The organism is Patulibacter brassicae (assembly GCF_033949425.1).
Taxonomy (GTDB): domain Bacteria; phylum Actinomycetota; class Thermoleophilia; order Solirubrobacterales; family Solirubrobacteraceae; genus Patulibacter; species Patulibacter brassicae.
On sequence record NZ_JAXAVX010000004.1, the window covers coordinates 49,498 to 69,968 of the forward strand.

General features: G+C 75.2%; 21 protein-coding genes and 2 tRNA genes. 17 read left to right on the plus strand and 6 right to left on the minus strand.

Annotation, left to right across the window (positions count from 1 at the left end):
• Positions 1-30 precede the first annotated feature (30 nt).
• From SK069_RS09705 to SK069_RS09715, 3 genes are all read right to left on the minus strand, one after another.
• Entirely contained in the window at positions 31-405 is a 375-nt protein-coding gene (locus SK069_RS09705) for a group I truncated hemoglobin (RefSeq protein WP_319954020.1), read from the minus strand.
• 147 nt (positions 406-552) lie between these two features.
• Positions 553-2,238, minus strand: a complete 1,686-nt coding sequence (locus SK069_RS09710; protein WP_319954021.1) for an FAD-binding dehydrogenase — start codon at positions 2,236-2,238, stop codon at positions 553-555.
• Positions 2,239-2,805: 567 nt separating this feature from the next.
• The gene (locus tag SK069_RS09715; protein ID WP_319954022.1) at positions 2,806-3,510 is read right to left on the minus strand and encodes a TVP38/TMEM64 family protein; all 705 of its coding nucleotides are present in this window, start codon (positions 3,508-3,510) and stop codon (positions 2,806-2,808) included.
• 344 nt (positions 3,511-3,854) lie between these two features.
• Here SK069_RS09715 and SK069_RS09720 point away from each other — a divergent pair, with 344 nt between their 5' ends.
• The 13 genes from SK069_RS09720 (at position 3,855) to SK069_RS09780 (ending at position 13,020) form a co-directional block, all read left to right on the plus strand.
• Entirely contained in the window at positions 3,855-4,055 is a 201-nt protein-coding gene (locus SK069_RS09720) for a hypothetical protein (RefSeq protein WP_319954023.1), read from the plus strand.
• Positions 4,056-5,915: a phage tail protein gene (locus SK069_RS09725; protein WP_319954024.1), complete on the plus strand. Its 1,860-nt coding sequence runs from the start codon at positions 4,056-4,058 to the stop codon at positions 5,913-5,915.
• A 40-nt stretch (positions 5,916-5,955) separates the two neighbouring features.
• Positions 5,956-6,510, plus strand: a complete 555-nt coding sequence (locus tag SK069_RS09730) for a hypothetical protein (RefSeq protein ID WP_319954025.1) — start codon at positions 5,956-5,958, stop codon at positions 6,508-6,510.
• 252 nt (positions 6,511-6,762) lie between these two features.
• Positions 6,763-7,101, plus strand: coding sequence for a hypothetical protein (locus SK069_RS09735; RefSeq protein ID WP_319954026.1), 339 nt, complete (start codon positions 6,763-6,765; stop codon positions 7,099-7,101).
• Between the two features lie 129 nt (positions 7,102-7,230).
• Entirely contained in the window at positions 7,231-7,458 is a 228-nt protein-coding gene (locus SK069_RS09740) for a hypothetical protein (RefSeq protein ID WP_319954027.1), read from the plus strand.
• On the plus strand, positions 7,455-7,838 hold the full coding sequence (locus tag SK069_RS09745; RefSeq protein WP_319954028.1) for a hypothetical protein: 384 nt from the start codon (positions 7,455-7,457) through the stop codon (positions 7,836-7,838). The genes SK069_RS09740 and SK069_RS09745 overlap by 4 nt, the downstream gene beginning before the upstream one ends.
• A gap of 454 nt (positions 7,839-8,292) precedes the next feature.
• Positions 8,293-8,823, plus strand: a complete 531-nt coding sequence (locus SK069_RS09750; protein ID WP_319954029.1) for a hypothetical protein — start codon at positions 8,293-8,295, stop codon at positions 8,821-8,823.
• Entirely contained in the window at positions 8,820-9,098 is a 279-nt protein-coding gene (locus SK069_RS09755; protein ID WP_319954030.1) for a helix-turn-helix domain-containing protein, read from the plus strand. Before SK069_RS09750 ends, SK069_RS09755 begins: the two co-directional genes overlap by 4 nt.
• Positions 9,095-9,481, plus strand: a complete 387-nt coding sequence (locus tag SK069_RS09760) for a helix-turn-helix domain-containing protein (protein WP_319954031.1) — start codon at positions 9,095-9,097, stop codon at positions 9,479-9,481. The genes SK069_RS09755 and SK069_RS09760 overlap by 4 nt, the downstream gene beginning before the upstream one ends.
• Positions 9,478-10,761: an AAA family ATPase gene (locus tag SK069_RS09765; protein WP_319954032.1), complete on the plus strand. Its 1,284-nt coding sequence runs from the start codon at positions 9,478-9,480 to the stop codon at positions 10,759-10,761. The genes SK069_RS09760 and SK069_RS09765 overlap by 4 nt, the downstream gene beginning before the upstream one ends.
• Positions 10,758-11,057: a hypothetical protein gene (locus SK069_RS09770; protein ID WP_319954033.1), complete on the plus strand. Its 300-nt coding sequence runs from the start codon at positions 10,758-10,760 to the stop codon at positions 11,055-11,057. The genes SK069_RS09765 and SK069_RS09770 overlap by 4 nt, the downstream gene beginning before the upstream one ends.
• The gene (locus tag SK069_RS09775) at positions 11,054-11,674 is read left to right on the plus strand and encodes a hypothetical protein (protein ID WP_319954034.1); all 621 of its coding nucleotides are present in this window, start codon (positions 11,054-11,056) and stop codon (positions 11,672-11,674) included. The genes SK069_RS09770 and SK069_RS09775 overlap by 4 nt, the downstream gene beginning before the upstream one ends.
• Positions 11,671-13,020, plus strand: a complete 1,350-nt coding sequence (locus SK069_RS09780; RefSeq protein WP_319954035.1) for a tyrosine-type recombinase/integrase — start codon at positions 11,671-11,673, stop codon at positions 13,018-13,020. The genes SK069_RS09775 and SK069_RS09780 overlap by 4 nt, the downstream gene beginning before the upstream one ends.
• Positions 13,021-13,029: 9 nt before the next feature.
• Here the strand turns inward: SK069_RS09780 and SK069_RS09785 are convergent.
• Positions 13,030-13,103 (minus strand) — tRNA-Val (locus SK069_RS09785).
• A 95-nt stretch (positions 13,104-13,198) separates the two neighbouring features.
• Here SK069_RS09785 and SK069_RS09790 point away from each other — a divergent pair.
• Complete coding sequence (locus SK069_RS09790) at positions 13,199-13,537, plus strand: hypothetical protein (protein WP_319954036.1); 339 nt, start codon at positions 13,199-13,201, stop codon at positions 13,535-13,537.
• Positions 13,538-14,417: 880 nt separating this feature from the next.
• Here SK069_RS09790 and SK069_RS09795 read toward each other — a convergent pair.
• On the minus strand, positions 14,418-16,202 hold the full coding sequence (locus tag SK069_RS09795) for a hypothetical protein (protein ID WP_319954037.1): 1,785 nt from the start codon (positions 16,200-16,202) through the stop codon (positions 14,418-14,420).
• Between the two features lie 108 nt (positions 16,203-16,310).
• Between SK069_RS09795 and SK069_RS09800 the strand changes: the two genes are divergently transcribed.
• From SK069_RS09800 to SK069_RS09810, 3 genes are all read left to right on the plus strand, one after another.
• Positions 16,311-17,228, plus strand: a complete 918-nt coding sequence (locus tag SK069_RS09800) for a glycosyltransferase family 2 protein (protein WP_319954038.1) — start codon at positions 16,311-16,313, stop codon at positions 17,226-17,228.
• A 72-nt stretch (positions 17,229-17,300) separates the two neighbouring features.
• Positions 17,301-17,374, plus strand: a tRNA-Asp gene (locus SK069_RS09805).
• A 379-nt stretch (positions 17,375-17,753) separates the two neighbouring features.
• A complete protein-coding gene (locus SK069_RS09810) occupies positions 17,754-19,229 on the plus strand; it encodes a hypothetical protein (RefSeq protein ID WP_319954039.1) in 1,476 nt (491 codons plus the stop codon).
• A 71-nt stretch (positions 19,230-19,300) separates the two neighbouring features.
• On the opposite strand, the gene SK069_RS09815 is transcribed toward SK069_RS09810, so the two are convergent.
• Entirely contained in the window at positions 19,301-20,470 is a 1,170-nt protein-coding gene (locus SK069_RS09815; RefSeq protein WP_319954040.1) for an acyl-CoA dehydrogenase family protein, read from the minus strand.
• Position 20,471: the final 1 nt, after the last annotated feature.

Sequence of the window (20,471 nt, forward strand, 5' to 3'; positions counted from 1 at the left end):
GCGTCGGCCGCCGCGCAGCCCGGACGAGGCTCAGGCGGCGGCCTCGTCGGCCACCGTCACGATCGCCGACCGCAGCGGCGCGAGCGCGGCGCCGATCGCCTCGATCTGCGGCGCCCCGACCCCGAGCTCGCCGAGCGTGGCGACGAGGTGGCCGACGACGCGATCGAAGGCCGCGTTCGTGATGCCCAGGCCGGCGTGGGCGCGGTCCATCGCCCGTCCGAGGTACTCGTCGCCGCGCCCGCGCAGCGCGACCGTCAGGAACTGGCGCTGGTGGCGCTTCAGCGCGTCTCGGTCGGTGCCCTCGAAGTACGGCGCGAGGGCGGGGTCCTCCCAGACCCGCTCGTAGAAGCGGTCCACGGCGGCCGCCACGGCGGGCGGGCCTCCGATCTCGTCCAGCAGCGTCACGGTGCGTCTCCTTCGTCGCGGGTGAGGGCCCTCGACGCTAGGTCCGCCGGTGCGCGCCGCCGTTGTCCTCCGGGCCAGGACGGGAGCCTCGCGGCTGCCGCGCGGGCCTCGGCCCGATGGACAACCGCGGTGCTCCCGGCGGGCCGGTCAGCCGAGCTGGGCGGCGACGGCGCGTCCGGCGGTCCGGCCGCTGAAGAGGCAGCCGCCGAGGAACGTCCCCTCGAGCGCGCGGTACCCGTGCATGCCGCCGCCGCCGAAGCCGGCGACCTCGCCCGCGGCGTAGAGGCCGGGCACCGGCCGCCAGTCGGCGTGCGGCGCGTCGGCCTCGCGCAGGACCCGCCCCTGGAGGTCGGTGTGCAGGCCGCCGAGCGTCTTGCGGGTCAGGAGGTTGAGCTTCACCGCGATCAGCGGGCCGTTGTCGGGGTCGAGCAGCGCGTGCGGCTCGACGACGCGCGTGACCTTGTCGACGAAGTACGTCCGGGCGTTGCGGATCGCGGCGATCTGCAGGTCCTTCGTGTACGTGTTGGCGACCTCGCGGTCACGCGCCTCGACGGTCCGCCGGACGGCGGCGACGTCGATCAGCGGCTCCGGGGTCTTCGCGTTCATCCCGGCGACGAGCTCCTCGAGCGACGTCGCGGCGACGAAGTCCGCGCCGTGGTCGACGAACGCCTGGACCGGGCCGGGCGCGCCCTTGGCCAGGCGGCTCTTCAGGACCTCGCGCACGCTCTGGCTGGCGATGTCGGGGTTCTGCTCGGAGCCCGAGAGGGCGAACTCCTTCTCGATGATCTTCTGCGTCAGCACGAACCAGCTGTGGTCGTGCCCGGTCGCCTTGATCGCGTGGAGCGTGCCGAGCGTGTCGAAGCCGGGGAAGTTCGGCGGCGGGAGCCGCTTGCCGGTCGCGTCCAGCCAGAGCGACGAGGGCCCGGGGATGATCCGGATGCCGTGCTCGGTCCAGATCGGGTCCCAGTTGCGCAGGCCCTCGACGTAGTGCCACATCCGGTCGCGGTTGACGACCGAGCCGCCGGCCTGCTCGGTGATGCCGATCATGCGGCCGTCGACGTGGTCCGGCACCCCCTGGACCATGAACGCGGGCGGCGCGCCGAGGCGCTCGGGCCAGCTCTCGCGCACGAGGTCGACGTTGCCGCCGATCCCGCCCGACGTGACGATCACCGCCTGCGCGGAGAGCTCGAACTCGCCGGTCGACGTCCGCGAGCTCGGGCGGCCGCGGTCGACGTCGGAGGGCTCCAGCACGATGCCGCGGACCCCGGTCACGGCGCCGTCGGTGACGACGAGCTCGTCGACGCGGTGGCGGCAGCGCAGGTCCACGAGGCCGCGCTGCTGCGCGGCGCGGAGCTTCTCCACGAACGGCTTCACCACCGCCGGCCCGACGCCCCAGGTGAGGTGGAACCGGGGCACGGAGTTGCCGTGGCCCTCGGCGGTGCCGTCGCCGCGCTCGGCCCACCCGACCTGCGGCATGAGGCCGATGCCCTGCTCGCGCAGCCACTGGCGCTTCTCGCCCGCGGCCCAGCCGACGTACGCCTCGGCCCACCGGCGCGGCCAGTGGTCCTCGTCGCGGTCGAAGCCCGCGGTGCCCTGCCAGTCCTGCCAGGCGAGGTCGTAGGAGTCCTTGATCCGCATCCGGCGCTGCTCGGGCGAGTCGACGAGGAACAGGCCGCCGAGGGACCAGAACGCCTGGCCGCCGAGGGACTGCTCGGGCTCCTGGTCGACGACCGCGACCCGGCGGCCGGCGGCCGTGAGCTCGGCGGTGGCCACGAGGCCGGCGAGGCCGGCGCCGACGACGATGACGTCGGGCTGATCGCTGTTGCTGGGCACGGCGGTCTCCTGATCGAGGTGGTGGGCGGTCGGCCCCGGACGGCCGGCGGCGCAAGGCTACACCACTGTAACCATCGTGACGAGCGGGATCTCCCGCCGACGGACGTCCGGGGGGTCTCGCCCGCGGACGGACGCCGCGGAGAGCGGCTCCGCGCCAGCATCAAGTTGCGCGGGCAACTTTCGTCGGGGCCGCGCGCGCGGGCCGTCTCTCCTCTTGAGCACCTGCCTCGGCGGGTGCGCTCCGACCAGTGCGAGGCGCGCTGGATGGGACCGGTCCCGAGCCGGTGCGGACGTCGATGGGGGATCACGCCGCGCCGAACGGGACCTCGCTCCGGCGGTCCGGGCTCGTTGGGGGACGTAGCCCGGACCGTCAGCACTCCCTCGACCCGGGCCGCGGCGCGAGGCGTCCGCGCGCCCGCCGCCGCTGCCCCGGACGAGCGCGGGGTCGGCGTCGCGGGACGACCGGAGGAGCGCCCGAGTCGTGCTGCGGGTCGATCGGACGAGCGCCGGAGTCGCGCTGCGGGTCGACCGGACGAGCGTCGGACCGGCGCCGCGACTGCGCGACCCTCAGTCCGACGCGGTCGGCAACGTGGTCGATGACGACTGCTGCCGCTCCCGGCGCAGCACGATCCACGCGAGCGCTAGCCCGGCGAGGCCGGTCGCGACGTTGATCGCGATCGCCGCCGCCGCGTGCGGGCCGTTGAGGTCGGTGGCGCTCTCGCCGAGCAGGGCGTAGGAGAACGCGCGCGGGCCGCTGGCGATGAGCGTGCCGAGGGCGATCTCGCCCGTGCGGACGCCGGCGAGGCCGAACGCGTGGGAGAGGGGACCGTCCGGCACCGCCGGCAGCAGCCGCTGGATGATCACCGCGAGCAGGCCGTTGCGACGGGCGAAGCCCACGAGGGCCCGCAGCCGGGGGCCCGCGAGCTCGTCGACGGCCGCACCGCCCGCGCGGGCGGACATCGTCCGGGCGAGCACCGCGGTGAGCACCGCCGACGGCACCGCGAGGAGCGCGCCCTCGACGGCGCCGAAGAGCACGCCCGCGACGGCGGCGAGCACGGCCCCGGGCACGAGCACCGCGCCGAGCATCCCGGCGATGAGGACGTACCCGAGCGGCGCCGCCGGCCCGAGCGGGTCGATCCACCCGCGGATCGTGTCCGTGCCGAGGACCCCGCCGACGAGGAAGACGAGCGCGAGGCCGGAGAGCGTCGTCAGCAGGCCGCTGAGGCGCAGGACGAGGCGGCGGCGCGAGGAGGACGCGGAGGGCGCGGGCACGGCGGCGGCCGGCCGGTCCGCGCGGGGCGCGGACCGGGAGCGGGCCGGGGAGGCTACCGGCGGGACGAGCCGGCGGAGGAGGTGGGCGCGGCCCGGCTCGAACGGGCGACCTTCCGGGTGTAAAGCCGCGCTGGTATACCGGCCGGTTTCGGCTCGTTGCACCTTGATCCTGCAAATCGGAGGAGTTCCCCAACCCGCGCCCCGCCGCGGAGAAGCCGCCGAAAGCGGCCGAGCGCCACGAGATCGCCACAGGCTGCCGGCGGGACGAGTAGGGCCGTCCCGGGGTCCGTCCGATTTCACGCGCACCGTCGTTCTCGGAGTCCCCAACCCCGAGCCCTTTCCCCATGTCCTCGAACCGCCCCAAGAAGCTCAAGCGCTCTCGTCCGCCGCGCGGCGACGCCGACACCCAGGCCGTGCTGCTCCTCGTGCCGCACCTCCAGCGCGTCCGGCGCCTGCCGCTCTCCCCGGAGCTCTCCGGCATCGTCGAGCAGTTCCTCACCGATGCCGCGACCCACCTCAACCCCAGCTTCAACGGGGAGGCCTGAATGGCACGCCGCTCTCAGACCGCACAGATCATCGTCCAGATCCGTGGCGCGCTGAAGGCCGCCCGCGAGACGCGCCAGGTCGCCCGCGCGATGGACGACCTCGGCGACGAGATCGCCCAGACGACCCGCGCGGCTCTGATCTCCAAGGCCGTCCTCGGCGGCCTCGCGATCACGACGCTCCCGATGCTCGGCGCCGCGATGGGCGCGACGTCCCTCGCGGCCGTCGCGCTGCTCGGCGGGATCGTCGGCCTGGGCGCCGGCATCGGCCTGATGGCCGCCGGCGCCGTCATGCGGTTCAAGGAGACCGCCGACCAGGCCGGCTCGGCAGCCAACGCCGTCAAGCAGGCCGCGACCGGCATCCGCGACGCCTTCGGCGGCGCGACCGCGAAGGGCGCCGACCTGCTCCTCGGCGGCCTCGCACGCGGCCTGGAGCGCATCACGCCGCTCGTCTCGGAGTTCACGTCCGAGTTCACCGCGATCGGCGCGGCGTCCGGCCGCGCGATCGAGCGGTTCTTCGGCCGAATCCAGCAGCTCGGCCCGGAGATCGGCCAGATGCTGCGCCAGGTCCCCGACGCGATCGGGCCGCTCGGCCAGCTCCTCGGCGACCTCCTCGCGATGTTCGTCCGGCTCGCGAACGTCGGGATGCCGCTCGTCATCGACGGGCTCCAGTGGCTCTCCGGCGCTGTGCGCGACTTCACGCGCAGCCTCACCGCCGGGCGCGTGCAGAGCGCCCTCGACCTCCTCGGCGCCGGGTTCCGCGTCATCGGCGATCTCGTCTCCGGGATCTCCCAGCAGCTCGGGCCCGTCCTGGGACCGGCCACGAAGCGGCTCGCGGGCACGCTGAGCCGCGTCGCGCGGCCGCTGGGGCAGATCGCGGGGTCGATCCTCTCCGGCCTCGTGCAGATCGCCGACGGCGCGCTGCCCGGGATCGAGAAGGCGATCAAGGCGATCGCGCCGCTCTTCAACGAGCTCGCCGACAGCGGCGTCCTCCGCACGCTCGGCCAGGTGTTCGGGACCGTCGTCGGCTACGTCGTCTCCCAGATCCCGAAGCTCGTCGACGCGCTCCGGCCGATCCAGCCGTTCATCACGAACGTCGTCGTCCCGGCCGTCAAGTTCCTCTGGGCCGCCTTCCAGACGGCGCTGCCGATCGTCATCGGCGCGATCGGCGTTCTCGCCCAGGCGCTCGGCTGGCTCGGCACGCAGGCGCCCGCCGTCGCGGAGTTCTTCGCCGCCGCGTGGGGCCGAATCTCGTCCGTCGCCTCCACCGTCGGCGGCGCGATCGCGACGGCCGTCCGCGCCGTCGTGAGCGTCATCCGCTCGATCGTCAGCGCGGTCCGCACCGCCGCGGGCGGCGTGCGCTCCGCGTTCGACGGGATCGTGAGCTTCGTGAGCGGCCTCCCCGGCCGGATCGCGAAGGCCGCCAGCGGCATGTGGGACGGCCTCAAGGCCGGCCTGGACGCCGTCGTCGAGTGGATCCGCCGGCGGATCAACGACCTCACCTCGGCCATCAGCTCCATCCCGCTGATGCCCGACATCCCCACCATCCAGGCCCCGGCTGGTGACGGAGGCCCGTTCCTCGGCGCCGCCGCCGACGCCGTCGCCGGGGCCACGAAGAAGCCGAAGCGCCGCAAGCGCGCGACCGGCGGGATGGTCGCCTACGGCGAGACGACCCTCGTCGGCGAGCGCGGCCCCGAGCTCGTGCAGCTCCCGACCGGCAGCAAGGTCACACCGGCGCACGAGACCGCCCGCCAGCTCGGCGCGCAGGCGATCACCCGCGTCATCCAGATCGTCATGCCTGACGGGCGCGTCCTCGCCGAGGCCGTCGACCGCGAGAACCTCCGCGACCTCGCCACCGCGTAGGCTGCCTCGGCCGCCGGATCGCCGCCTAGATTTGGGAGGCGTGAGCACCGCTGAGGTCCTGCAGCTCGCCGCGATCCTGGTCGCCGGGATCGCGGCGGTGATCGCCCTCTTCAACACCACGAGAGTGATCACTGAGCAGCGCCGCAACGCGCGACTCGAGGCTAAGCGTGGGGCGGCGCTCGATCTCGTGGAGTGGTTGGACAGCATGACCCTCGTGCTGCTCAGCCTGACCGAGCACCGACGCAGCATCATCGCGAAGCCCGCCGCGCCGCAGGTCGTGCGAGAGCGCTCCGAAGAACTCAACGGCGAGCACCGTAGGTCCATTGTCCGCGCGGCGTTCCTGTTCGACGACGAGCCCGACGCTCAGCGATCGCTGGGTGCGGCTCACGACCTGTTCACCGAGGCGATCGACATCCTCGCGACACCGCTTCGCATGAGTCACCAACGTCCGCTTGATGCGATCCTCGGCGACTGGGACCGCACCGTCGCCGAGGCTCGAGATGCCCTCCGCGCGGCGTGCAAGCTCGACAGCCGGACGACGCTCGGTCTCGCCTCGCCTGCCGACCCAGCGCAGATCGTCGCGAACGACGGCTAGGGGGTGGGGGGTGCCCCCCCAAAGGGGGTGCAGGGAACCGCCCAGTTCGCGTGTCTCGCGATGTGTACGCATCGAGAGGTCGAAAAAACCTCCGTCGATCGCGCACTGGTTGCGCCTCGTTTCGTGGGATTCCATTAGTGGTAGTTCCCGCCAGTTCCAGGTGTACGTTCCAGGAAGCGGTCCCCCCCAATCGACCCGATCGCGGCACCGCTCCTCACCCCCTCGGAACCGACCCCAGGACCCACGATCCCCATGAGCAAGCCCGGCCGCCGTGCGCGCCACCCCGTCGAGTCGCTGATGCGCCAGTGCGTTCACCTCGGCGAGATGCCCGACCGCGAGGACATCGCCGCCCTGAACCTCCCCGTCGAGCAGCGCGCCGAGTTCCGCGATGCCATGCACGAGGCCCTCAAGATCCGCTCGACCGGTGCTCGCGGCAAGGCCGACGTCTTCGCCCACGAGCGGGCCCACGAGATCATCGACTCCCTCCCCGCGGCCCTCCAGCACCCCGGAGCGAACCACCGCGACCCGCTCGCCGACGTCCACGACCCCGCGGGGCTCGCCGCCGCGGTCGCGGCCGTGCGGGGGTACTGAGATGCCCGACCCGACCGTCCAGGCGGAGCGCAACTCTCGCGCCCGCGTCAAGCATCGCAACCGCGTCCGAAACACGGCGAAGCTCTACGGGGTCTCCGTCGAGTCGCAGTCGGCGCCAGCCCGGCCGGCATGGACGAGCTCGCCTGGCTGTTCAAGGGGCACGAGCACGAGATCGCCGAGATCAACGAGATCGCCGAGCAGGCTCGGCGGCGCCTCGCCGACGACGAGCAGCGGCAGTTGCGTCGCATCCAGGTCGAGGCGACCGCGGACGCCGTCGAGAAGGAGTGGCGCGCGGCTGCACGCGCCGCGGCGATCGCCGAGGCCGAACGACGGATCGACGCGCGCGAGGCCGCATGACGCGCCACCACGTCCCCGGCCGACCGCTGGTCAGCGGCCTCGGCACGACCGAGGAGAGCCGCGAGGCCGAGCGCAACGCCCTGGCCGTCGCAGGGCCCGGAAGCGCCTACGCGGACGAGCTCTCCGCGCTCGCCAAGCAGGCGTACGACGAGATCTACGGTCGGGCCGAGAAGGACGGGCGACGCGACGTCGTGAACGTCTGGCAGTCCCGCCGCGACGGCACCGGGGACGAGCTCGTCGGCCGCCGGATGGTCGCCGCGCCGAGCGTCTTCGGCGCCGCCGAAGATGACGATCACGACGCCGCGCGCGAGCTCCGCGACGACGTTCGTCGCGCCCGCCGGGACCCCAACCAGCGCACGCGCGGCAACACGTTCGGATGACCGAGGTTTCGGATGGTTTCACACCATCCGATCCGCCTCAGATGGTGGTAGCTTTCCCCGTGGGATGTAGCTCATGGGTGCTCCCCGCCTGGTGACCGTCCGCCCCGGCAGCCGATACGGCCGCCGGGGCGGACTGCGTTTCAGGCCCAGACGCCGGTTCCGACCAGACGGTCCGGTAGTCGTTCTCCTGGCGCCCCGCACCCGGGACGCCCGCCACCCCTCACCAGGCGGCGACATCCCCAAAGCACCGAGGAGCACGTCGATGCCGACGACCTCACGGCCCGCACCCCCGGGCCACCGCACCACCGACCCGCGGACCACGCTCCGCAGCGGCCTCAGCCGTTCGACCACCTGCGCGCCGGTCCGGACCTCGCGCACGTCCACGCTCCGCGCCCTGGCATTCGCCGCGGGCCGCGAAGCGTGGCTCGTGACGAGCACGCGCGATCAGCTCGGCATGTCCACCGATCTGCGTTGGTCCGCGGACGCCGTCGCGCAGCTCACCGCCGCGCGACGGCCCACCGCATCGGACTTCCGCGCCACGCTCGCTAGCTTCGACCGCCTCCACCACGAGAGCGGCGCTGATCGTCGGCTCACCACCGAGCAGACCACAATCGCCCGCGCCGTCCTTGCGATGCTGCTGCGGGCTGCGCGCCGCAGCGAGCGGCAGCCGCGCCGCCGCGACCTGATCGACGCGATCCACACGCCTCGCTACCGTCGCTGGAGCCGCTCCCGCGCCGTCACGACTGCCCCGGCCCAGCGGCACGCCGTCCGCCCCGGACGTAGCGGCACGACCCGCCCCGCGCCCCGCACGGCGGGCCGTCGCGCCTCGTGCGGCAATGGCAACGGCGGATCCTCGAGCTCAGGACGAACACCAGGCGACCCAGACCCAGCGCCGTCCGGTGTCCACGGGACACGCCGGCCGGCAGTTCTGACCGTCCCGCGCCCGACCGCGCCGAACCGCGCGATCGAGGGGAGCGCCCGATGATCGAGCAGCTCCTCACGGCGACCGAGGCCGCGGCGAAGCTGCGCCTCCACCCCGTCACTCTCCGCAAGATGGCCCGCGAGGGCCGCGTCCTCGGCGCGATCCGCGTCGGTGGCCGCTGGCGCTTCGAGCCGGACTGCACGGTCGAGCCGCTCCAGCGTCCCACTGCGCCCGAGCCGGCGCCGCGGCCGCGCCCCGCCGCTCGCCGCGCCGCCGTCGGCGACGACCTCGCGGCCGCGCTCTCCGCGAACCGCCCGAGCCGGAGCAGTGAGCGATGACCCGGCCGACGCAGACCGCCCGGATCGTCCGGATGCTCGAGGTCGCCGGCCCGTCGGGGATCACCCAGCTCGACATGATGCGTCCGCTCGACGGCGGCCCGCCGATCATGGCGCTCTCGCAGCGCATCGGGGACCTCCGCCGCGCCGGAGAGCGCATCGTCGTCGAGACGATCCGGACGCCCGGAGGGGCACGCTGCGCGCGCTACCGGCTCCCCGACCCCTCGCGCGACGACTCTCCGGGTGCTACGGTGCCCGGCCACAACCCGCCCGAGACGTCCTGGCAGACGACGACGGCCCAACCCGAGGAGAACCCCCTCGTGCAGAGCAGCACCGGCGCCCACCAGGGCACCGACGACGCCCGGCCGCCCGGCGGCCGGCGATGACCGTCCCGAGCGACGCCTACCGGCGTCAGCCGCTCATGACCCGGGCCGCCGACGTGCGGCCCCAGGCCGTCCGCTGGCTCTGGGAGCACCGGATCCCGCTCGGCAAGCTCACCGTGCTCGCCGGCATGCAGGGGCAGGGGAAGAGCACGCTCACCGCGCTCCTCGCCGCCGAGGTCAGCCGTGGCGAGCTCCCCGGGGGGCTCGAGGGCGCCCCGGCCGATGTCGTCATGGTCTCCGTCGAGGACGACCCCGCCGACACCATCGTGCCCCGGCTCATCGCCGCCGACGCGGACCTCTCCCGAGTCCACCTGCTCGACATCGCGGAAGTCCCGATGCTCGCCGAGCAGCAGACCGACGGCGAGATCCCGGACGGGACGATCCGGACGGGCGTCGAGTTGCCCGGCGACGCCCGACACATCCGCGCCGTGGTCGAGCACCTCGGCGCCCGCCTCATCGTCCTGGACCCCGTCGTGGGACTCCTCGACCGCGACCACAAGTCGATCGCCGAGCAGGACGTCCGCCGCGCTCTCGAGCCCGTCCGTCAGATGGCCGCCGACCTCGACGCCGCGGTCCTTTGCGTCATGCACCCGAACAAGAGCGCCACCCGCGTCCCACTGGAGAAGATCGCCGGGTCCGGCGCGTTCTCCCAGCTCGCACGCTCGGTCCTCCTGTTCGGCGCAGACCCAGAGGACCCCGACGGCGACCGCGGGAGCCGCAAGGTGCTCACGCTCCCGAAGGGCAACCTCGCACCGCCCGGCGAGCACGCGCTCGCACTGCGCCACGAAAGCACGACCCTGCCGGCGCAGCCGGACCGCGACGTCCCAGAGATCACGACGTCACGGCTCGTGATCACCGGCGAGAGCCACGTCAACTCCCTCGACCTCACCGGCGGCGACCCCGAAGAGCGCGGCGCCCGCGGAGAGGCCCGCGAGTTCCTGCTCGGCGAGCTCTCCGACGAGCCACGGCTCGTGAAGGACCTTAAGGACGCCGCGGACGACGCGAGTGTGTCGTGGCGCTCGATCGAGCGCGCGAAGAAGGACCTCGGAGTCGTGGCGCAGCAGCGCCGCACCGGCGGCCGAATCGAGGGCTGGGAGTGGACCCTCCCCGCCTCCGACGAGCTCGCCCACAAGACCGCCAACACCGCCAACACCGCCAAGAAAACCCATCGCGAGGAAGGGCGGTCTAGCTACCCGACCACCCCTGACCCCCTTGGCGGACTGGGCGGCCTTGGCGGTCTTGGCGGGGTAGAGCAGCACACCGCGACGGGAGCCTCTCGGTGACCGGCCGGATCCTCTCGCCGCCCGCGCAGCGCCGCGACACGCGTCCGCTGGCAACCCCCGGCCGCCTGCTCCCTCAGCACCCGCCGCACCGAGCGCCGCCGCGCTCGCCCGCTGTCGATGGGGCGCCGCGCCTCACCGTTGCGGAACGCGCCGACATCGAGCGGCGGTACTTCACGTGGTGCGCCGACAAGGGGCTCGAGCCGAGCCCCGAGCACGGCGCGACCGCCAGCGAGATCGCCGCGATGCGCGACCGCTTCGCCGTCTTCCTCGCCCGCCGCCAGAAGGGCCGGCGATGACCACCACCCTCATCAACAAGGTGACCCCGGCGCGACTGGCATCGCCCGGGGTCGTGGCCCACAAGGAGAACCCCCTCATGGACACCCAGCACGGTACCGACCACCACCCCCAGACGACCGCCCCGACCCCCTCGCGCAACGACCCGCCCACCCTCCGCGAGGAGCTGGCGCGGATCGACACGCCGAGCCCGGGCGACCGCACCGGGCCGGGCCATCCGCGCCCCTTCTTCGCTCGCGAGGACGGCGCGATCGAGATCCGACTCTCTCCGACGACCTGGCGTGCGCTCGCGCACTCCGCCGCCGGCCTCTACAGCCACAGCACCTTCGGCCACGGCGGAGACTCGCGCGACTGGTTCCACAACCACTTCGACGCCGTCGGGATCGAGGACGCCAGCGCGACTCCCGCACGCGACGCCGCGATCGCCCTCGGCGCGCTCGCGTGCGACGCACGCGGCTGGCTCGGCTTCTACCTCTCCGACGGCCTCGAGCTCGCCGACGAGATCGCCGACCTGGGCGGACTCCTCGCAGAGCTCGCCCGCATCGGCACCAGCCCGTTCGGCGACCCCAGCACGCCCGACCCCGCCGCGCAGCTCGTCGCCGAGCACGAGACCCGATGAGCATCGTCACCCGAACGCGCGCCGACGGCAAGAAGGTGCACCAGGTCCGGCCGCCCGACGGAAAGGGCGGCCGGCTCCCGGCCCAGAGCTTCTACCGCCGCCGCGCCGCCGAAGAGTTCCTCGAGCTCGCCGCCGACGCCGTGAAGCTCGGACCCGCCGCGGTCGACCGGCTCTACCGCCGCACCCCGACGCTCGCCGAGTACGTCCGCGACACCTGGCTCACCCAGCACGCGATCCACCGAGCCCCGAAGACCTACGAGGAGTACGAGACCCTGCTCCGGCTGCACATCGTCCCGTGGCTCGGGGACCTCCGCCTCGACGAGTTCACCGTCGGCCGGATCAAGCGGTGGCAGTCCGAACGCCTCGCCGACGGCCACAAGCCCGGGCCGCTCAAGCGCGCCCAGATCCTCATCGGCCAGATCCTCCAGCACGCGATGGAGAACGAGATCGTCATCGCGAACCCCGTCCGCGCCGTCCCATACCCCGACGTCGCCGACCCACCCGAGGTCCGGCCGCTCGCCCCGGAGATCATCGAACGCGTCCGCGACGAACTCGACCCGTTCGACCGCTTCATCGTCGCGCTGCTCGCCTACTCCGGCGTCCGGCCCGCCGAGGCGTGCGCGCTGCGGTGGGAGCACGTCCGCGAGACCACCATCCTCGTCGAGACGCAGGCCGACCGCGAAGGCGGCGCCGGCAAGGTCAAGTCGCGAGCGTCCCGCCGGCCCGTGCGGCTCCTCGCCGCACTGCGCACCGACCTCGACGAGCAGCGCCAGGCGATCGGCGACCCGAGCCCGCTCGAGCTCCTGATCCCCCGCGGCGACGGGAAGACCTGGACCGCGACCGACTGGAACAACTGGCGCCGCCGCCGATGGCGGACCGGGTGGCTCGCCGCCGCGGCCCGCGTCGCCCGCGAGACCGGGGCCGAACCCGACGCCCCGCTCGAACCGCAACGGCCGCCCGGTCCCGGGCGTCAGCGACGGTGGCTCCCGCCCGGTCCGCGCACCGACGACGGCCGCGACGCCGCGACCCGCGCCGGCATCGACCCGCAACGCGTCCCACGCCCCTACGACCTGCGGCACAGCTTCGCGTCGCTGCTGCTCGCCGAAGGCCGCACCCTGCACGCCGTCGCCGCCCAGCTCGGCCACGGCGTCCAGATGACCGCCAACAAGTACGGGCACGTCATCGCCGAATACGAAGACCGGCCCGCCATCGTCGCCGACGACGAGATCACCGCCGCACGAGCCCGCGCCGTTGCACGCGCCGCCACGAGATCGCCACAAGCCCCCGACAACCCCACGAAGGAGACGAACGATGGACACCACAAATCACCAGTGCCAGACGGCTGATCCGAGTAGTGGGCGCGGCCCGGCTCGAACGGGCGACCTTCCGGGTGTAAACCGGATGCTCTGGCCAACTGAGCTACGCGCCCGGGGCGACGAGGGTACCGCCCGCGCGGGCACGTCGTCCGCCGTGGGACGGCGGTTGGTGTCCCGCCGGGGATGGGCTAGCCTCGGTCCGAGACCCATGTCCGACCTGTCGAAGATCGCGAAGAACCTCCAGGCGTTCCAGATGGCGATCAACGCCCACGATCGGGAGAACCCGACGCACGACGCGTACGGGATCGGCCTGTCGGCGTTCGACATGGACCGCCTCGGCCTCGACGAGGGGGAGACGATCCTCCCGGGCATCACGATCCACTGCGACGGCGGGACGTCGGGCAACTTCCGCGTCCTCTGCAACGGCGAGCACGACGAGGAGCTCGAGGAGGCCGAGGAGGAGGTCGTCGACGCCGTCGCCGTCCGCGCCGGCACCGCCGATCGCGGCGTCGGGTCCCGCGAGGTCCCGCCGCCGGACGAGTGGTAGCCCGCTGACGCGGGCCCGCCCGGCGCCTGCTCGGGCCCAGGCTGGCCCGCCCGGCGCCTGCTCGGGCCCAGGCTCGCCCGCCTGGCGCCTGCTTGGGCCCAGGCTCGCCCGCCTGGCGCCTGCTTGGGCCCAGGCTCGCCCGCCTGGCGCCTGCTCGGGCGCCGGCTCGTCCGTCCGGGCGCCGCGGTCGCGGGTCGCTCGCCGGGTCGTCTCCGGTCGACGCGCACCACCCGGGGCCGGATTCCGGATCGCCGACGCGGGGGTTCGTCGAGCGGCGTCTCGCCCGCGAGTGGCGGCGCATCAGCGGGAGGTGGGGTGCCGGTCGTCCGCGTGCGCGGGCGAGCGCACGGCGTCCCAGGCCATCGCGATCGACGTGCGAGACGTCGATCTCGCCGGCGGCCGAGGATCGAGACCGACGTTCTGCACGCATGAGGCGCGGAACGCCGTTCTCGGGCGAGAACGCGCGGCGAGCCCGACGAACCGCACGAGGCGATCCGGTGGCCGCCCCGCCGGCGTCACGGTCGGGTCCGCCCGACGACGCGACCGGCGGCGCCCGTCGGGAGGCCGGGTGGTTCCGCCCACCGGCGCGGGGTCCGCGGCAGGGCGACGACGAGGTCCCCGTCCGCCGGCCCGCCCTTCGTGCGCGGTCCGCGGTCGACGACCTCCCCGCAGAGCTCGTGGCCGTCGCCCGCGTGCGGGAGCGGGACGTCCCGGGTGGCCTGGTCCCCCGGCGTCGGTGCCCTCGGCCGCCCGTCTCGGGACACCGAGGCCCCGTCGCGGTCCCGCCCCACCGTGGACGGACATCGGCGTGCCTCGCCCGGCCGTCCCCGGACCCGCTCAGCGCGGCGCCGCGCGCCGCGCGCGGCGCCCGAGGCGGGAATCAGCTGTCGGCAGGGGCGTCGGTCGCGGCCGACGCGTCGTCCGAGTCGGTGGTGGCCGACGCGGCGTCGCCGGTCGCCGGCGCGTCCTCGGCGGGCGCCGACGGCGCGTCCTCGCCGGGGGCGGACGTCGCGTCGGGCTGCGCGTCCTCGGCGGCGGCGGACGTCGCGTCGGGCTGCGCGTCCTCGGCGGGCGCCGACGGCGCGTCGGGCTGGGCGTCCTCGGCGGGGGCGGACGGCGCGTCGAGCTGGGGGGCCTCGGTGCGCGCGGACGGCGCGTCCGGCTGCGCGTCCTCCGCAGGCGCGGAGGCGGCGTCGCCCTGGTCGGCCTCGACCGGGGCGGAGGTCGCCTCCGCCGGCGCCGCAGCGGTGGGGTCCTCGGCCGCGGGCGCGTCCTGCGCCGGCGCGGCGGTCTCGGGCTCGGTCGGCTCCGGGGCCTCGGTCTCGCCGTTGGCCTGGGCGAGCGCCGCGCGGAGCTTCGCGCCGAGCTCGCCCCCGATGCCGGACTCGCCGACGGAGTAGACGCCGCCGGGGATGCCCGGCTCGCGGCGCCGGCCGCGGCGATCGCCGCCGAAGCCGCCGTCGCGCCCGTCGCGGCCGCCCGGGCCGCCGCGGCGCTCCTGCTGCTTGCGCGGCGGCTGCGTCGCGTACTGGACGTCCTGCGGACGGGCGAGGGAGAGCAGGGCCCAGGCGGCCTTCTGCTCCTCGCCGCCGCTGCTCGTCGTATCGACGCGGCGGGCGCGCTCGGCGAAGACCTGCTGCGCGGGACGCTCGCCCTGCAGGGCCGTCGAGACGCGCGGGATGCCGAGCTGGGAGACGGCGGTGCGGACCTGCTCGCGCTGATCGGTGATGCCCGACACGGCCCGCCGCGCGACCGGCAGGATGTCCCGCGCGCGGACGGCGGCGAGGATGATCCAGGCGGCCTGGTCGTCGGTCTCCGGCTCGGCGCGGTACGCGCGGCGGCCGAACTCGCGGCCGGACGACCCCTCGCCGGCGAGGATGTCGGCGACGTCGAAGCGGCCGGCGTTCTCGACGGCCCACTCGATCGCGACGGGGTCGGGATCCATCGCGCGCAGCAGGTCGAGCCGCTGGCGCAGGAAGACCTCGTCCCACTGGAAGCGCCGCGGGCCCTGTCCACCGCCGGGACCGCCGCCACGGCGACGGCGCGAGCGGCGCCGCTTCTTCGGCTGGCCGTCGCCCTGGCCCTCGCCGCCGGCCTGCGCGCCGTCGGCCGGAGCGTCGCCCTGCGGCTGGTCGGCGCCCTCGCCGGCACCGTCGCCCTGCGGGGCGTCGCCGCCGGCGGAGCCCGTCCCGGAGGCCGTCTGGTCGTCGGCGGCCGAGGCGGCGTCGGCGGGCTGATCGCCGCCGCGGCCGTCCGCTGCCGCGTCGCCGGCGTCGGTCGGCGCGCCGCTCGCGGCGGCATCGGTCTCGCCCGACGGGGCGGCTTCCGCGGCCGGGGTGGTGCTCGCGCCGGGCTCGGTCGGCGCGGGCTCCGCGGCCGGGGCGGCGTCGCCCGACGGAGCGCCCTCGGGGACCGGGGCGGAGACGGGGTCCTGACCGCCGGCCTCCGACGGCGCGCCCGTGGCGGCCGGGGTCGCGGCGGCCGCGCCGGCGTCCGGCGCCGGAGCGTCGGCGCTCTCGGCGACCGGGGCCGCACCGGCCTCCGTCGGGGTGGGCTCGGCGCTGGCCGGTGGGTCGGCGGGGACGGCGTCGGCGCCGCCGCCCGTGACCGGAGCCTCGGGCTCCGGGGTCGACCCCTCCGGATGGATGTCTGCGGGCGCGTCCACGGGAGCCCAACGCTACCGGTCCGGCGCGTCGTCGTGCGCGCCTGCCGCCCGCGATCGGGCCCCGGCCCCGCCCGCTCCGGCGCGTCGCGGCGGGTAGGGTCGGAGCCCGTGCAGATCGGCGTCGTCGTCGCGGTTCGCGGCTTCAGTCCCTACCTCGTGCAGACGCTCGACGCGGTGCTCGGGCAGACGCTGCCCGCGACCGACGTCGTGCTCGTGGACGACGGCTCGCGCCTGCCGGTCGTCCTGCGACCGGAGCACGCCGCCCGGGTGCGCGTGCTGCGCCTCGACCGGCCGACCGGCCCGGGCGCCGCGCGCAACGCCGGGATCGCCGCGCTGCGCGACGAGGTCGACCACGTCGCGTTCTGCGATCACGACGACGTGTGGGGGCCCGGCCACCTCGCTGCGCACGCCCGCGCGGGGGCGCGGCACCCGAGCGCCGCGATCCTCAGCGGCGACACCGAGATCATCGGCGCCGACGACCGGCCGACCGGCGAGGCGTGGCGGTCGCTGCACCACGGGCTGCACCGCTCCGACCTCGTGCTGCCGCTGATCTACGAGCTGCACCCGCTCTGCACCTCGGCGACCGTCGTGCGGCGGGCGGAGCTCGAGGCCGTCGGCGGCTTCGACGAGTCGCTCCCGCAGGCGGAGGACCTCGACCTCTGGCTGCGGCTGCTGGAGTCGGGCAGCGACCTCGTGAGCGTCCTCGGCGCGACGGTCCGCTACCGCCGCCACGCGGCGGGGCTCACCCACGACGTCGGGACGCTGGCGGAGGCGCTGCACCGGGTGCACGTCGCCCACGCCGACCACGTCCCGGACCGCGTCGTGCGTCGCGCGGGCGCCGGGCACCTGCGCGCGCTCGCGACCGCGCTCGCCCGCGCGGGCGACTACGGCGGCGCGCTGGAGGCGATGGAGCGGGCCGCCGACCAGCTGCCGCCGACACCGGTCGAGCGGGTGAAGACCGTGCTCCTGCGCCTCCCCGCGCTGCGCGGCTGCATCGGCCGCCGCGCGCCGTACCCCGGTCGCTGAGCGCCCCGGCCCGCGAGGTCGTCCGGCCGGGCCACACGCCCGCGGCGATTCGTGCATACTTCTCGTTCCCCAGGGGGCGTAGCTCAGTTGGTTAGAGCGCCGGCCTGTCACGCCGGAGGTCGCGGGTTCGAGCCCCGTCGCTCCCGCTCCAAGGGACTTCTCGAAACCCCGCCACGAGCGGGGTTTCGTCGTTCCCGGGCCGCCCGCGACCTCCTTCGACTCGGCCCGCCCGCCCGAGCCCCGTCGCTCCCGCTCCAAGGGACTTCTCGAAACCCCGCCACGAGCGGGGTTTCGTCGTTCCCGGGATCACCCGCGACCTCCTTCGACCCGGCCCGCCCGCCCGAGCCCCGTCGCTCCCGCTCCAAGGGACTTCTCGAAACCCCGCCACGAGCGGGGTTTCGTCGTTCCCGGGCCACCCGCGACCTCCTTCGACCCGGCCCGCCCGCCCGAGCCCCGTCGGCCCGCGTCGTCGCCGCGCGGGGTCTCCGCGACCCGGAGTCGAGCGGCTGTGCGAGGGTCCACGGCGTGTCCCCCGCACGTCCGGTCCCCCGCCGGCGGCTGCTCGTCGCCGCCACCCTCGTGATCCTCCTCGTCCTCGCGGCATGGCTCGTCTTCGGGCGCGACACCGACCGGCTCGAGGCCTTGCGCGACCTTCCGGCCGTCGAGCGGGTCGCCGAGGACGGGAGCGCGGTCGACGTCGTGCTGCGGCCCGGTGCCCGCGAGCGGGACGTCGTGGCGGCGCTCGACGCCCTGCCCGACGACGTCCGCGGCGGGGCGCTGCGCCTCGGCCGCGCGACCCTGCGCTTCGACGGTCGCGGTACGACCGTCGAGGAGGTGGCGCCGGCGCTCGTCGCCGCCGCGCGGCTGCGCGGCCGCGCCCAGGCGATCGAGCTGCGGGGCGGCTCCGGGCGCACCCGGGTGGAGGCCTCGGTGGCCCGCCGGTCCCGCGCCGCCGCGGTCGCCCGCGAGCTGCTCGACCGGCTCGCGCCCGCCGGCGCGCCCGCGCTGGGCAGCGTCGACGTGCTCGAGGTCGCCCTCCAGGGCACCCTGCAGGGCGATGAGGCCGTCGTCATCGGCGACGTCGGGACCCAGCGCCCCGGTCCCGTCCGCGCGGCGCTCGCCGCGGCGAGCAGCGCGACGCTGGCCCGGCGCGAGCCGGTCGTGCGCGCGTACGCCGCCGGCGTCGAGCTGCGCGTCGGCGCCTCCGGGATCGCCGATGTCGGGCGCGCCTGGCGCGGGGTCGCCTCCGCCGTCCCGCGCGATCGCCGGTCGATCATGCTCTACGTGGAGCTGCCCGACCGCGGCGACGGCACCGGCCTCGGGGATCGGTCCGGGAAGCGGTTCCCGGCGCTCAGCGGGACGATCGGTGCCGACCCGGACCGCGCCCTGGCGGCGCTGCGGGCGCTCGGCCCCGACGCCGAGCGGCCGTTCGCGCAGCCCGACCTCGGGTACGTCTCCGGGCGCCTGCCGGACGCCGCCGAGGCGCGGCGCGCGATCGCGGCGCTCGACCGGCTCGGGGCGCGGCGCCTCGACATCGCCTGGCCGGCGCCCGACGACGCGCCGGGGACGTCGTCGGACGACCGGCAGGACGTCGAGCTCGACGACGACCCCGCGACGGTCGCGGCGCTCGTGGCGGGGGTCGCCCGCGCCCAGGCGGCCGGGATCCCGAGCATCCGCTGGCAGAGCCAGACCGCCACGGGGTTCCCGCGGCTGACCCTCGCGCGTCGACGCGGCGTCGCGGCGACGACGAAGCTGGCGGACCGACCCGCGCAGCTGCGCCGGACCGCGCGCGCGATCCGCGCGATCGGCTGGCCGGGGACGGCGACCTTCGAGGTTCTCCTCGGCCCCGGGTCGTGCTCGAACACGCCGAACGCCCAGGCGGTCGTCCGGATCACGAGCACGAGCGACGGGCGCGCGCGGAAGGCCGAGCAGGGCGCCGCGTGCACCGACGACGCCGTCATCCGGGCCGCTCGCCGCGCCTGGAACGCCACCGCCCGCTGACGACCGTCGCCCCGAGGCGCACCACCATTCGCTGGCGCGCGCCGCCGGTCGCGGCGCCGCCGGGAACCGGGTCAGGCGAGCCGCAGCGAGCGACCGAGGATCTCCCGCATGATCTCGTTCGCGCCGCCGTAGATCCGGCTGACGCGGGCGTCGGCGTACGCGCGGGCGATCGGGTACTCGCTCATGTACCCGTAGCCGCCGAAGAGCTGCAGGCAGCGGTCGGTCACCCGACCCTGCAGCTCGGTGCACCAGAGCTTCGCCGCGGCCGCCGCCTCGACGCTCAGCTCGCCGCGCTCCAGCTCGTCCATGCAGCGCTCGAGGAACGCCTGGCCCACGGCGAGCTCCGTCGCGCAGTCGGCGAGCACGAAGCGCGTGTTCTGCAGGGCGCCGATCGGGGCGCCGAACGCCTCCCGCTCGCGGACGTAGTCGATCGTCCACGCGATCGCGGCGCGCGCGTTCGCGACGCCGGCGACGGCGATCGACAGGCGCTCCTGCGGGAGGTTCGCGGTGAGCTGGGCGAAGCCCCGCCCCTCCTCGCCGAGCAGGTTCTCGACCGGCACGCGCGCATCCTGGAAGAAGAGCTCGGCGGTGTCCTGGCTGTGCAGGCCGATCTTCTCGAGCTTGCGCCCGCGCGAGAACCCCGGCGTGCCCTCCTCGATCATCACGAGGCTCAGCCCGCGGTGGCGCTCGGACGGGTCGGTCTTCACCGCCGTGATCACGAGGTCGGCGTGGATGCCGTTCGTGATGAACGTCTTCGCGCCGTTGACGACGTAGTGGTCGCCGTCGCGGATCGCGCTCGTGGCGATGCCGGCCAGGTCGGAGCCGGTGCCCGGCTCGGTCATGGCGACCGCGAGCACGATGTCGCCGCTGACGACGCCCGGCAGCCAGCGCTCGCGCTGCGCCTCGTCGCAGTACTCCAGGAGGTACGGCAGGCAGACGTCGTTGTGCAGCGTGAAGCCGACGCTCACGCCGCTGGCGCCGATCCGCAGCGCCTCCTCGGCGATGATCGCGTTGAAGCGGAAGTCGTCGACGCCCGCGCCGCCGTATTCCTCGGGGACCTGGAGGCCGAGGAACCCGCCCTCGCCCGCCAGCCGGTAGAGCTCGCGCGGGACGATCCCCTCCCGCTCCCACTCCTCGACGTGCGGCTGCACGTGCCGCGCGAGGAACGTCCGGAAGCTCTCCCGGAACGCCTCGTGCACCTCGCCGTAGCTCGGCGTCCCGACCATCGCCAGCGCGCTCATG